This window comes from Streptomyces fructofermentans (assembly GCF_014651055.1).
Classification (GTDB): domain Bacteria; phylum Actinomycetota; class Actinomycetes; order Streptomycetales; family Streptomycetaceae; genus Streptomyces; species Streptomyces fructofermentans.
In genome coordinates this window covers 183,923-196,630 of record NZ_BMWD01000002.1, presented here as the reverse complement: position 1 = coordinate 196,630, position 12,708 = coordinate 183,923, and the positions used below count along the sequence as shown (strand labels likewise).

Here is a 12,708-nt window from a genome sequence, read left to right as displayed (position 1 = left end):
ACATCCTGCACGAAGGGGAAGCCATGACAGCGACGACCGACGGAAGCACCGGAGCCCTGCCGCCCCGCGCTGCCTCGGCCAGCGAAACCGACACGACAACCTCCGCGGCGGCCGGCACGGCCGATGTCCGAGACGTCGCGGCGCACGCCATACAGCGTGCCACCGACTTCCTGCTCGCCTCGCAGGACGCCGAGGGCTGGTGGAAGGGCGACCTCGAGACCAACGTCACGATGGACGCCGAAGACCTGTTGCTCCGTCAGTTCCTCGGCATCCGCGACGAGTCGACCACCCGGGCCGCCGCGCTCTTCATCCGCGGCGAACAGCGCGAGGACGGCACCTGGGCCACCTTCTTCGGCGGGCCGGGCGCACTCTCCACCACCATCGAGGCGTACGTCGCCCTGCGGCTGGCCGGGGACGCCCCGGACGAGCCGCACATGGCGCGCGCGTCCGCGTGGGTCCGCGACCAGGGCGGCATCGCCTCGGCCCGGGTCTTCACCCGGATCTGGCTCGCCCTGTTCGGCTGGTGGAAGTGGGACGACCTGCCCGAGCTGCCGCCCGAGCTGATCTACCTCCCGAAGTGGGTCCCGCTCAACATCTACGACTTCGGGTGCTGGGCCCGCCAGACGATCGTGCCGCTCACCGTGGTCTCGGCCAAGCGGCCGGTGAGACCCGCGCCGTTCGCGCTCGACGAACTGCACGCCGATCCCGCCGACCCCAGCCCCGTCAGGCCCCTGGCACCCGTGGCGAGTTGGGACGGCGCCTTCCAGCGGCTCGACAGGGCGCTGCACGCCTACCGCAAGGTCGCACCCGGGCCGCTGCGCAGGGCCGCGATGAACACCGCCGCCCGCTGGATCATCGAGCGGCAGGAGAACGACGGCTGCTGGGGCGGCATCCAACCGCCCGCCGTGTACTCCGTCATCGCGCTGCACCTGCTCGGCTACGACCTCGAGCACCCGGTGATGCGCGCCGGGCTGGAGTCCCTGGACCGGTTCGCCATCTGGCGCGAGGACGGGGCCCGGATGATCGAGGCCTGCCAGTCGCCGGTGTGGGACACCTGCCTCGCGACCATCGCACTCGCCGACGCGGGGCTGCCCGCCGACCATCCGCAGCTGGTCAAGGCCGCGGACTGGATGCTGGGGGAGGAGATCGTCCGCCCCGGCGACTGGGCGGTCAAACGACCCGGACTGCCGCCCGGTGGCTGGGCGTTCGAGTTCCACAACGACAACTACCCGGACATCGACGACACCGCGGAGGTGGCGCTCGCGCTGCGCCGCGTCAAGCACCACGACCCGGAGCGGCTCGACAAGGCCATCGGGCGCGGGGTGCGCTGGACTCTGGGCATGCAGTCGAAGAACGGCGGGTGGGGCGCCTTCGACGTCGACAACACCAGCCCCTTCCCCAACCGGCTGCCGTTCTGCGACTTCGGCGAGGTCATCGACCCGCCGTCCGCGGACGTCACCGCGCACGTCGTGGAGATGCTGGCCGCCGAAGGGCTCGCCCACGATCCCCGCACCCGACGGGGCATCGAGTGGCTGCTCGCCGAACAGGAGGCCAACGGCTCCTGGTTCGGGCGCTGGGGCGTCAACTACGTCTACGGAACGGGGTCGGTGGTGCCCGCGCTGGTGGCCGCCGGACTGCCCGGCTCGCATCCCGCGATCCGCCGGTCCGTGGCCTGGCTGGAGACCGTGCAGAACGACGACGGCGGCTGGGGCGAGGACCTGCGCTCCTACGACGACGCGGCCGAGTGGAGCGGGCGCGGCGCCTCGACCGCCTCGCAGACCGCCTGGGCGCTGCTCGCGCTGCTGGCGGCCGGGGAGCGGGAGTCCAAGGCGGTGGAGCGCGCCGTCTCCTGGCTGGCGGCCACCCAGTCGGCGGACGGCTCCTGGGACGAGCCGTACTTCACCGGGACCGGGTTCCCCTGGGACTTCTCGATCAATTACCACCTCTACCGGCAGGTCTTCCCGCTGACCGCGCTCGGCCGGTACGTGCACGGCGAACCGCTCGCCGGACGGCTCGGCTCCTTCGGCAGGTCGGGCCGATGAGCACGGCGCCGGGCGCCGTACCGCTGCTGATCGCCTGTGCGCTCGGCATCGAGCACCTCGCCCTGCGCACCGGCGGCGACCGGGGCGGTGCCGGAGGCCCGGTCACCCTGCTCCGCACGGGCATGGGCCCCCAGTCGGCCGAACGTGCCGTGACCCGTGCGCTCGCCTCACCCGCGCTCGGCGGGGCGGCGGTGCTGGCCACGGGCTTCTGCGCCGGGCTGGCCCCGGGCATGCACCCCGGGGACCTGGTCGTCGCCGAGGAGACCCGGGACCCGCAGGGCGTCACACCGTGCGTGGGCGCCGGATTCCTGGTCGAGGCACTGGTGCGTGCCGCTCCCGGGCGCACCGTCCACACGGGGCCGCTGACCGGCTCCGATCATGTCGTCCGCGGTCACGAGCGGTCCGAGCTGCTCGCGACCGGCGCGATCGCGGTCGACATGGAGTCGGCGGCCACGCTCCGCAGCGCCGTCAGGGCGGGCGTCCGCCCGGTTGCGGCCGTCCGGGTGGTCGTGGACGCTCCAGAACATGAACTGGTCCGGATCGGCACGGTACGCGGTGGAATATCGGCTTTCCGCGTTCTTCGTGCCGTTCTTCCTGCTTTCCATGAATGGCACCGTTCTTTGCTGCTCCCTCGGAGGTGAGCCAGATGGCCATGCCGCTCCGCCAGACCATCAAGGTCGCGACGTATCTCTTTGAACAGAAGCTCCGCAAGCGGGACAAGTTTCCGCTGATCGTCGAACTGGAGCCGCTCTACGCCTGCAACCTCGCGTGCGAGGGATGCGGGAAGATCCAGCACCCGGCCGGTGTGCTCAAGCAGCGCATGCCGGTGGCCCAGGCCGTGGGCGCGGTGCTCGAATCGGGCGCGCCGATGGTGTCCATCGCCGGCGGCGAGCCCCTGATGCATCCTCACATCGACGAGATCGTGCGGCAGTTGGTGGCACGGAAGAAGTACGTCTTCCTGTGCACCAACGCCATGCTGCTGCGCAAGAAGATGGACAAGTTCACGCCGTCGCCCTACTTCGCGTTCGCCGTGCACATCGACGGGCTGCGCGAGCGGCACGACGAGTCCGTGGCGAAGGAGGGTGTGTTCGACGAGGCCGTGGCGGCCATCAAGGAGGCCAAGAAGCGCGGCTTCCGGGTGACCACCAACTCGACCTTCTTCAACACGGACACCCCGCAGACCATCATCGAGGTGCTCAACTTCCTCAACGACGACCTCAAGGTCGACGAGATGATGATCTCGCCCGCCTATGCCTACGAGAAGGCCCCCGACCAGGAGCACTTCCTGGGTGTCGAACAGACCAGGGAACTGTTCAAGAAGGCCTTCGCCGGCGGCAACCGGCTGCGCTGGCGGCTCAACCACTCGCCGCTCTTCCTGGACTTCCTGGAGGGCAAGGTCGACTTCCCGTGCACGGCGTGGGCGATCCCGAACTACTCGCTCTTCGGCTGGCAGCGGCCCTGCTACCTGATGAGCGACGGGTACGTCACGACGTACAAGAAGCTCATCGAGGAGACCGACTGGGACTCCTACGGCCGGGGGAAGGACCCGCGCTGCGCGAACTGCATGGCGCACTGCGGCTACGAGCCGACCGCGGTCCTGGCCACCATGGGTTCCCTGAAGGAGTCCCTGCGGGCGGCCCGCGAGACGGTCTCCGGAAGCCGCGGGTGACGGCGTGACCGCCATCTCCCTGGGCCTCCCCGAGGTGCTGGCCCGGCCGATCGCGGAACGCCGCGTGTCGCGGCGGATCGAGGTCGGACCGGTGGCGGTCGGCGGCGGGGCGCCCGTGTCGGTGCAGTCGATGACGACGACGCGTACGTCGGACATCGGTGCCACGCTGCAGCAGATCGCCGAGCTGACGGCGTCGGGCTGCCAGATCGTGCGGGTGGCGTGTCCGACGCAGGACGACGCGGACGCGCTCGCGACGATCGCGCGCAAGTCGCAGATCCCGGTGATCGCGGACATCCATTTCCAGCCGAAGTACGTGTTCGCCGCGATCGACGCGGGCTGCGCGGCCGTGCGGGTCAACCCGGGCAACATCAAGCAGTTCGACGACCAGGTGAAGGAGATCGCGCGGGCGGCGAAGGACGCCGGCACCCCGATCCGGATCGGGGTGAACGCGGGCTCGCTGGACCGGCGTCTGCTGCAGAAGTACGGGAAGGCCACGCCGGAGGCGCTGGTGGAGTCGGCGTTGTGGGAGGCGTCCCTCTTCGAGGAGCACGACTTCCGTGACATCAAGATCTCGGTCAAGCACAACGACCCGGTCGTGATGGTCAACGCCTACCGGCAGTTGGCGGCGCAGTGCGACTATCCGCTGCACCTCGGTGTGACCGAGGCGGGCCCCGCGTTCCAGGGCACCATCAAGTCCGCCGTCGCCTTCGGCGCGCTGCTCAGCGAGGGCATCGGCGACACCATCCGGGTCTCCCTGTCGGCTCCCCCCGCCGAGGAGATCAAGGTCGGCATGCAGATCCTGGAGTCACTGGGGCTGCGGCAGCGCCGTCTGGAGATCGTCTCCTGCCCGTCCTGCGGACGCGCCCAGGTCGACGTCTACAAGCTGGCGGACGAGGTCACGGCCGGGCTGGAGGGCATGGAGGTCCCGCTGCGCGTCGCGGTCATGGGCTGCGTCGTCAACGGGCCGGGAGAGGCGCGGGAGGCGGACCTGGGGGTCGCGTCCGGCAACGGCAAGGGGCAGATCTTCGTGAAGGGCGAGGTCATCAGGACCGTTCCCGAGTCGAAGATCGTGGAGACCCTCATCGACGAGGCGATGAAGATCGCCGAGCAGATGCGGGCGGACGGCATCGCCTCGGGCGAGCCGCAGGTCACAGCGCCGGGGAAACCCGCCGTCACTGTGAGGTAGAGGCAGCACGGACCGAGAGGGGGCCCGAGCGTGACGATTCTGGAGAGCATCCGGGGACCACGCGACCTGAAGGCGCTGTCCGAGGCGGAAACCGGTCGACTGGCCGACGAGATCCGGGAGTTCCTGGTGCACGCGGTCGCCAGGACCGGGGGGCATCTGGGCCCCAACCTGGGGGTGGTGGAACTGTCCATCGCGCTCCACCGGGTCTTCGAGTCGCCCGTCGACCGCATTCTGTGGGACACCGGCCACCAGAGCTATGTGCACAAACTTCTGACAGGCCGTCAGGACTTCTCCAAGCTGCGCGGCAAGGGGGGCCTGTCCGGCTACCCCTCGCGCGAGGAGTCCGAGCACGACGTCATCGAGAACAGCCACGCCTCCACCGCGCTCGGCTGGGCCGACGGGCTGGCCAAGGCGCACCAGGTGCAGGGGGAGAAGGGGCACGTCGTCGCGGTGGTCGGCGACGGCGCGCTGACCGGCGGCATGGCCTGGGAGGCGCTCAACAACATCGCGGCCGCCAAGGACCGGCCGCTGATCATCGTCGTGAACGACAACGAGCGCTCGTACTCGCCGACCATCGGCGGGCTCGCCAACCACCTGGCGACGCTGCGCACCACCGACGGCTACGAGAAGGTCCTCGCGTGGGGCAAGGAGGTGCTGCAGCGCACGCCCGTCGTGGGCAACACCGTCTACGAGTCGCTGCACGGCGCGAAGAAGGGGTTCAAGGACGCGTTCGCGCCGCAGGGCATGTTCGAGGACCTGGGGCTCAAGTACGTGGGGCCCATCGACGGTCACGACCTGGGCGCCGTCGAGTCGGCGCTGCGCAGGGCGAAGCGCTTCCACGGCCCCGTGCTCATCCACTGCCTGACCGAGAAGGGACGCGGATACGAACCCGCGCTCGCGCACGAGGAGGACCGGTTCCACACCGTCGGGGTGATGGACCCCCTCACGTGCGAGCCGCTGGCACCCTCCAACGGCCCTTCCTGGACTTCGGTGTTCGGCGACGAGATCGCCCTCATCGGCGAGGAGCGCGCGGACGTCGTGGCCATCACGGCGGCCATGCTGCACCCGGTGGGCCTCGGGAAGTTCGCCGAGCGGTTCCCCGACCGGGTCTGGGACGTGGGCATCGCCGAGCAGCACGCCGCGGTGTCCGCGGCGGGGCTCGCGACCGGCGGACTGCACCCGGTGGTCGCGGTGTACGCGACCTTCCTGAACCGCGCCTTCGACCAACTGCTGATGGACGTCGCGCTGCACCGCTGCGGTGTCACCTTCGTACTGGACCGCGCCGGGGTCACGGGCGTCGACGGCGCCTCCCACAACGGCATGTGGGACCTGTCCGTACTCCAGGTGGTGCCGGGGCTCAGGATCGCGGCGCCGCGCGACGCGGACCAGTTGCGGGCCCAGTTGCGGGAGGCCGTCGCGGTGGACGACGCGCCGACCCTGATCCGCTTCCCCAAGGAGTCGGTGGGACCGGCGCTCCCGGCGGTGGGCCGGGTGGGCGGCATGGACGTGCTGCACCGCGCGGAGCGGCCCGAGGTGCTGCTCGTCGCCGTCGGCGTGATGGCGCCCGTCTGCCTCCAGGCGGCCGAGCTGCTGGAGGCCAGGGGCATCGACTGCACGGTCGTGGACCCGCGCTGGGTCAAGCCCGTCGACCCCGCGCTGCCGGCACTCGCGAGGGACCACCGCCTGGTCGCCGTCGTCGAGGACAACAGCCGGGCCTCCGGTGTGGGCGCGGCGGTCGCGCTTGCCCTCGGTGACGCCGATGTCGACGTGCCCGTACGGCGGTTCGGCATTCCCGAGCAGTTCCTCGCGCACGCCAAGCGCGGCGAGGTGCTCGCAGACATCGGGCTGACGCCCGTCGAGGTCGCGGGGCGGATCAGCGCGAGCCTGGCCGCCGGCGGGGCGGGCCGGGCCGGCGCGGCGGCCGGAGCCGCGGGCGAGGAACGCGCCGCCCGGAAGCGGGCCGCGAAGGAGCACGTGTCCAAGGAGAAACAGGAATGAGCACCAGCCAGCCGCCCGAGTTCGATCTCGCGGGCCTGCTCGCCGAGCGGGGGGCCGAGCGCTACGAGCTGCACGCGAAGCACCTGAACCACCAGCTGCCGCGCATGCTGCACACGATCGGCTTCGACAAGGTCTACGAGCGTGCCGAGGGCCCGTACTTCTGGGACGCGGACGGCAACGAGTACCTGGACATGCTCGCCGGGTTCGGGGTGATGGGCCTCGGCCGCCATCACCCCGTCGTCCGCAAGGCGCTGCACGACGTCCTGGACGCCGGACTCGCCGACCTCACCCGCTTCGACTGCCAGCCGCTGCCCGGGCTGCTGGCGGAGCGGCTGCTGACGCACAGCCCGCACCTGGACCGGGTGTTCTTCGGCAACAGCGGCACCGAGGCCGTCGAGACGGCGCTGAAGTTCGCCCGGTACGCCACCGGCCGGCCGAGGATCCTCTACTGCCCGCACGCCTTCCACGGCCTGACCACCGGCTCGCTGTCCGTCAACGGCGAGGACGGCTTCCGGGACGGCTTCGCGCCGCTGCTGCCCGACACCGCGGTCCCGCTCGGCGATCTCGACGCCCTGGCGCGGGAGTTGAAGAAGGGCGACGTGGCCGCGCTGATCGTCGAACCGATCCAGGGCAAGGGGGTGCACGAGACGCCGCCCGGGTACCTGCGCGCCGCCCAGGAACTGCTGCACCGGCACAAGGCGCTGCTCATCGCGGACGAGGTGCAGACCGGCCTCGGCCGGACCGGCGACTTCTACGCCTACCAGCACGAGGAGGGCGTCGAGCCCGACCTGGTGTGCGTGGCGAAGGCCCTGTCCGGCGGCTATGTGCCGGTGGGCGCCACCCTCGGCAAGGACTGGATCTTCAAGAAGGTCTACTCCTCGATGGACCGCGTGCTCGTGCACTCCGCGAGCTTCGGGGCCAACGCGCAGGCCATGGCGGCGGGCCTGGCCGTCCTCTCGGTCATGGAGAACGAGCAGATCGTGGCGGGCGTGCGCGCGACGGGCGAGCGGCTGAAGTCCCGGCTCGCGGCCCTCGTGGACACCTACGAGCTGCTGAGCGACGTGCGCGGCCGGGGGCTGATGATCGGCATCGAGTTCGGCCGCCCCACCTCGCTGAAACTGCGCAGCCGGTGGGCGATGCTCCAGGCGGCGCGCAAGGGGCTCTTCGCACAGATGGTGGTCGTGCCGCTGCTCCAGCGGCACCGGATCCTCACCCAGGTCTCCGGCGACCATCTGGAGGTGATCAAGCTGATTCCGCCGCTGGTCGTGGACGAGGGGGACGTCGACCGGTTCGTGGACGCCTTCACCGCCGTCATGGACGACGCCCACAGCGGCGGCGGCCTGATGTGGGACTTCGGGAGGACGCTGGTGAAGCAGGCGGTCGCCAACCGCTGACGGGCGCCGACCGTGGCGCCGGCGCGGCCCGTCGCGGACCTCGGGTGGTTCAAGGCTGTCGTGGGGGCGTCCCGGGCGGCGGCTCGGGATTTGCCCGAGAGGCAAGAAATTTGCCTCGCGGGCAAAGCTCTGGCTGAATCTACGGTATGAGCCCCTCAAAGGGTACGAGGCCGCCGCGGGGGTCCGGCCCGTCCCAGGCCGCGAACCCTCACGACCCGGCGCCCGACCCCGGACCCGGCGCCGATCCCGGCACCCACCCTCACCCCGACCTCGGCGGTTCCGCCGGGGTCGGCGATTCCGTACACGCCGGAGCTGATCCCGAGACCGGAGCGGGAGCCGGAGCTGATTCCGATCTCGAAGCCGAAGCCGAAGCCGAAGCCGAAGCCGAAGCCGAAGCCGAAGCCGATCCCGAAGCCGGCGGTCACGCCGGAGCCGGGATCGGGCCCGGTACCGCGCCACCGGCTCCGTACGTCACCGGAGCCGCGTCCGGCGCGGCCGACGTGCTGCCCGCCGTCGCCCCCCAGCTCCGCGCGCTGCGCCGCCGCGGCGGGCTGACGCTGGAGTCGGCGGCCCGCGCCGCCGGGCTCTCACCCGCCCATCTGTCACGGCTGGAGACCGGGCAGCGCCAGCCCTCGCTGCCGATGCTGCTCGCGCTGGCCCGGGTCTACGGGACCACCGTCTCGGAACTGCTCGGTGAGACGGCCGCCGAGCGGGACGCCGTGGTGCGCGCCGCCGACATGGAACCGACCAGGGCGGGCGGCTGGACGTACTGGCAGGCCGGCGGGGCCGGCCGCGGGATGCAGTCCCTGCGGGTGCACGTGCCGTACGGGGCGCAGGGCGACATCGTGCGGGTGCACCCCGGGGAGGAGTGGCTGTACGTCCTCGATGGGCGGCTGCGGCTGCGCCTCGGCGACACGGCCCATGTGCTCGGCCCGGGCGACAGCGCGCACTTCGACTCGCTGACCCCGCACCGGATCGCCGCCGCGGACCGGGACGGGGCGGACCTGCTCTTCGTCCACACCCTGCTGCAGAGCCCCACGGCCGCGCTGTGCCTCGGACCCACTACCCCAGGAGAGACCCGATGAAGGACATGGAAGAGAAGTTCCCCCGCGCCCTGTGGGTCCGTCTCATCATCTACGTGGCGGTCGGGCACGTCTTCGCCGCGTTCGTCTACCTGCTGTTCTCGCTCGGCGCCCAGGGGCAGTGAGCCGGGGCCCGGAGGGGAGCGCCACCAGGCGACCCCCGTCCGGGCGAGAGGGCCACGGTGAGAGGGCCACGGGGAGGGGGAGTCGGGCCGGGCCCTCGGTCGTCGGGCCCGGGCCCTCAGTCCAGGAAGCGATCCCGCAGCCGCTCCCGCGTCGCCGCGTCGACGCCGAGGCCCTGCTCCAGATACGCGTCGACCCCGCCCCAGGTCTCCTCGATCGTCTCGAAGGCGGCCGCCAGATACTCGGCGCGGGCGTCGAAGAGGGGGCTGAGCAGCTCCATCACCTCCGGCGAGTACGCCGAGGCGGCGGAGCTGCTGCGGTGGACCTTGTAGCGGCGGTGCGTCGCGTTCGACTCCAGGTAGTCCGCGATGATCGCCTCGCGCTCGACGCCCAGCGCGAGGAGCGTCACGGCGATGGACAGTCCCGCGCGGTCCTTGCCCGCCGCGCAGTGCATCAGGGCCGGGGCGCTGTCGTCGGCCAGCGCGCGCAGCACCTCGCGGTGCTCGGCCGTGCGCTCCGTGATGATCGTGCGGTACGAGGTGATCATGCGGTTCGCCGCGCGGCCGTCCGAGAGGAGCTGCCGCAGCTGGACGAGGTCGCCGTCGCGCACGAGCCTCCAGAACTCGGCGCCGTCGGCCGGGTCGCTCAGCGGCAGGTTCACGTTCCGCACGCCGGGCAGCTCGACGTCGGGGCCCTCCAGCTTCCGGTCGGCGGCGTTGCGGAAGTCGAAGACCGTGTGCAGGCCCAGTGAGGCGAGGAACTCGGTGTCCTCCGCCGTGGCGTGGGCGAGGTGTCCGCTGCGGAACAGGCGCCCGTACGCGACGCGTCGGCCGTCCACCGTCGGGAGTCCGCCCACATCGCGGAAATTGCGCACTCCGGCCAGCTCGGGCTCGGTCGACGGAACCTGCTGCGTCACGGGGGCTCCTCCCCTTCGGCTGCCGACGCGGCTCGTCGGCGAGGTGCGCTCCCGACGATACGACATCGGTTCGTAGGCCAAGGAGTTGTCCACAGGCGTTGCCCGGGAGCCTCTTCGTAGGGATGATGATGTTTGTACTTGAGCGTCCCTGTTCGTATTTGTGAGGGTTTGATGGTGGAGATCGGCGAAGACGGCCGCACGTGGCTTCTCTCGGGCCCGGCGAGCAGCTATGCCCTGCGGCTCGGTGAGGACGACGAGCTCCTGCACCTGCACTGGGGCCCCAGGATCGCGCGGGCCGACGCCGAGGCGCTGGCCGCACGCCCCGGACCCGGCTACTGGCCCTTCGAGGCTCCCGTCGACGGGCACGAGGAGTACCCGGTCGAGGGCGGCGCCCGGTTCGCGCGCCCGGCGCTCTCCGTGCGCACGGAGGAGCGGCGCGGCACCGAGTGGCGGTTCGAGGGCCACGAGACCGACGGCGACGAGCTGCGGCTGCGGTTCCGCGACTCCGGACTCGGCATCACGCTGCACTACCGGATGCGGGCCGGCACCGACGTCGTGGAGCGGTGGGTGACCCTCGCCAACGAGGGGCCCGCCCTGGAGGTGCTGCGCGCGGACTCCGCGACCTGGACGCTGCCCCACCGCGACGGCTGGCGGCTCTCCCAACTGCACGGGCGGTGGGCGGCCGAGTCCCGGCTCGTGCGCTCCGACCTCACCTACGGCGAGAAGGTCATCGGCAGCAGGCGCGGCCACACCGGGCACCAGCACCTGCCGTGGGTCGCGCTGGACGAGCAGGGCACGGCGACCGAGGAGCGCGGGGAGGTCTACGGCTGCGCCCTCGCGTGGTCCGGGTCGTGGCGGATCTCCGTCGCGCAGCTTCCGGACGCGCGCGTGCAGATCACCGGCGGCGCCGGGTACGACGATTCGGGGCTGGTCCGCCTCGAACCGGGCGAGAGCTTCGTCACGCCCGTCTTCGCGGGGCTGTGGAGCGACGGGGGCTTCGGCGGGGCGAGTCGCGCCTGGCACGCGTACCAGCGTATGTACGTGATCCCGGACGCGGGACTGGACCGTCCGGTGCTCTACAACTCGTGGGAGGCCACCGAGTTCGACATCTCCGAGGAGCAGCAGCTCGCACTCGCCCGGCGGGCCGCGGACATGGGTGTCGAACTGTTCGTCGTCGACGACGGCTGGTTCGGGGCGCGCACCAGCGACCGCGCCGGGCTCGGCGACTGGACTCCCAACCCGGAGCGCTTCCCCGGCGGCCTCCGGCCGCTGGCCGACGAGGTGCGCGGCCTCGGGATGCGGTTCGGCATCTGGGTCGAGCCCGAAATGGTCAATCCGGACAGCGAGCTGTACCGCGCGCACCCCGACTGGGTGCAGTCGCAAGTAGGTCGAAAGCGGACGGAACTTCGCAATCAGCTCGTACTGAACCTCGCCCGCGAGGATGTCCAGGAGTACCTCTGGGAACAGCTCGACACGCTGCTCTCCAGTGCGCCGATCGACTACGTGAAGTGGGACTTCAACCGCTGCTTCACCGACGCGGGATGGCCGGGAGAGGCCTACCCGCAACGCCTGTGGGTGGATCATGTGCGCGCCGTGTACGCCCTGTTCGACCGGCTGCGGGCCGCCCACCCGGGTGTCGCCTTCGAGTCCTGCTCGGGCGGCGGGGGGCGTATCGACCTCGGGATCATGGCCCGCACGGACCAGGTGTGGACCTCCGACAACACGGACCCGCTGGACCGGCTCGCCATCCAGCACGGCTTCACCCAGGTGCATCCCGCGCGCGCCATGGCCGCCTGGGTCACCGACAGCCCGAACGTGCAGCTCAACGGGCGGGTCAGCTCCCTGCGCTTCCGCTTCGTGAGCGCCATGGCGGGGGTGCTGGGCGTGGGCGGCGACCTCACCCGGTGGACGGACGAGGAGCTGGCGGAGGCGCGGACCTGGGTGGAGCTCTACAAGGACATTCGGCCGGTCGTGCAGGGCGGCGACCTGTACCGGCTGCGGGCCCCCGAAGGCGGCCTGAGCGCCGTCCAGTACGTCCGGGGCGGCGAGGTCGTCGTCCTCGCCTGGCTCCAGGCGCAGAGCTACGGCGAGCCGCTCGCCCCGCTGAGGCTGCGGGGGCTCGACGCGGACGCGGTGTACGAATGCCGCGAAACGGGCGAAGTGCACCGGGGCTCGGTGCTGTTGCACCACGGGATGCCCACCGGGCTCAAGGGTGACCTCGATGCCGCAGTTCTGCGGCTGCGTCGCATCTGACCGATCTGTCCGTAATGGAGCTCTCATTCCAACTCGCCCTGGAAT

11 protein-coding genes are annotated in these 12,708 nt (G+C 71.3%); 9 read left to right on the top strand and 2 right to left on the bottom strand.

The features are described 5' to 3' along the window. Positions 1-23 precede the first annotated feature (23 nt). From shc to IE265_RS03860, 6 genes are read left to right on the top strand one after another with little or no spacing between them, the layout of a single operon-like run. Complete coding sequence (gene shc / locus IE265_RS03885) at positions 24-2,042, top strand: squalene--hopene cyclase (protein WP_190033880.1); 2,019 nt, start codon at positions 24-26, stop codon at positions 2,040-2,042. After that, the gene (locus IE265_RS03880) at positions 2,039-2,683 is read left to right on the top strand and encodes a 5'-methylthioadenosine/S-adenosylhomocysteine nucleosidase family protein (protein ID WP_190033879.1); all 645 of its coding nucleotides are present in this window, start codon (positions 2,039-2,041) and stop codon (positions 2,681-2,683) included. Before shc ends, IE265_RS03880 begins: the two co-directional genes overlap by 4 nt. Positions 2,684-2,688: 5 nt before the next feature. Continuing rightward, a complete protein-coding gene (gene hpnH / locus IE265_RS03875) occupies positions 2,689-3,711 on the top strand; it encodes an adenosyl-hopene transferase HpnH (RefSeq protein WP_190033878.1) in 1,023 nt (340 codons plus the stop codon). A gap of 4 nt (positions 3,712-3,715) precedes the next feature. Continuing rightward, positions 3,716-4,897: a flavodoxin-dependent (E)-4-hydroxy-3-methylbut-2-enyl-diphosphate synthase gene (gene ispG / locus IE265_RS03870; protein ID WP_190033877.1), complete on the top strand. Its 1,182-nt coding sequence runs from the start codon at positions 3,716-3,718 to the stop codon at positions 4,895-4,897. Between the two features lie 30 nt (positions 4,898-4,927). After that, positions 4,928-6,895, top strand: coding sequence for a 1-deoxy-D-xylulose-5-phosphate synthase (gene dxs, locus IE265_RS03865; protein ID WP_229916018.1), 1,968 nt, complete (start codon positions 4,928-4,930; stop codon positions 6,893-6,895). Further along, a complete protein-coding gene (locus tag IE265_RS03860; protein WP_190033876.1) occupies positions 6,892-8,289 on the top strand; it encodes an aspartate aminotransferase family protein in 1,398 nt (465 codons plus the stop codon). The genes dxs and IE265_RS03860 overlap by 4 nt, the downstream gene beginning before the upstream one ends. Before the next feature lie 155 nt (positions 8,290-8,444). Here IE265_RS03860 and IE265_RS03855 read toward each other — a convergent pair whose 3' ends face one another. Beyond that, the gene (locus tag IE265_RS03855; RefSeq protein WP_190034110.1) at positions 8,445-8,714 is read right to left on the bottom strand and encodes a hypothetical protein; all 270 of its coding nucleotides are present in this window, start codon (positions 8,712-8,714) and stop codon (positions 8,445-8,447) included. Positions 8,715-8,726: 12 nt separating this feature from the next. On the opposite strand from IE265_RS03855, the gene IE265_RS03850 reads away from it, so the two are divergent. Together IE265_RS03850 and IE265_RS03845 are read left to right on the top strand one after the other, a co-directional pair. Next, entirely contained in the window at positions 8,727-9,374 is a 648-nt protein-coding gene (locus IE265_RS03850) for a helix-turn-helix domain-containing protein (RefSeq protein WP_190034087.1), read from the top strand. After that, entirely contained in the window at positions 9,371-9,496 is a 126-nt protein-coding gene (locus IE265_RS03845; protein WP_190033875.1) for a DUF6126 family protein, read from the top strand. The genes IE265_RS03850 and IE265_RS03845 overlap by 4 nt, the downstream gene beginning before the upstream one ends. Positions 9,497-9,612: 116 nt before the next feature. Here the strand turns inward: IE265_RS03845 and IE265_RS03840 are convergent, their stop codons facing one another. Further along, positions 9,613-10,410: a tyrosine-protein phosphatase gene (locus IE265_RS03840; protein WP_190033874.1), complete on the bottom strand. Its 798-nt coding sequence runs from the start codon at positions 10,408-10,410 to the stop codon at positions 9,613-9,615. 171 nt (positions 10,411-10,581) lie between these two features. Between IE265_RS03840 and IE265_RS03835 the strand changes: the two genes are divergently transcribed. Next, on the top strand, positions 10,582-12,663 hold the full coding sequence (locus IE265_RS03835) for an alpha-galactosidase (RefSeq protein WP_190033873.1): 2,082 nt from the start codon (positions 10,582-10,584) through the stop codon (positions 12,661-12,663). Positions 12,664-12,708: the final 45 nt, after the last annotated feature.

Coding starts and splice junctions, on each gene's coding strand:
- shc (WP_190033880.1), top strand. CDS start 24: ATGACAGCGACGACCGACGGAAGCACCGGAGCCCTGCCGCCCCGCGCT.
- IE265_RS03880 (WP_190033879.1), top strand. CDS start 2,039: ATGAGCACGGCGCCGGGCGCCGTACCGCTGCTGATCGCCTGTGCGCTC.
- hpnH (WP_190033878.1), top strand. CDS start 2,689: ATGGCCATGCCGCTCCGCCAGACCATCAAGGTCGCGACGTATCTCTTT.
- IE265_RS03860 (WP_190033876.1), top strand. CDS start 6,892: ATGAGCACCAGCCAGCCGCCCGAGTTCGATCTCGCGGGCCTGCTCGCC.
- IE265_RS03845 (WP_190033875.1), top strand. CDS start 9,371: ATGAAGGACATGGAAGAGAAGTTCCCCCGCGCCCTGTGGGTCCGTCTC.
- IE265_RS03835 (WP_190033873.1), top strand. CDS start 10,582: ATGGTGGAGATCGGCGAAGACGGCCGCACGTGGCTTCTCTCGGGCCCG.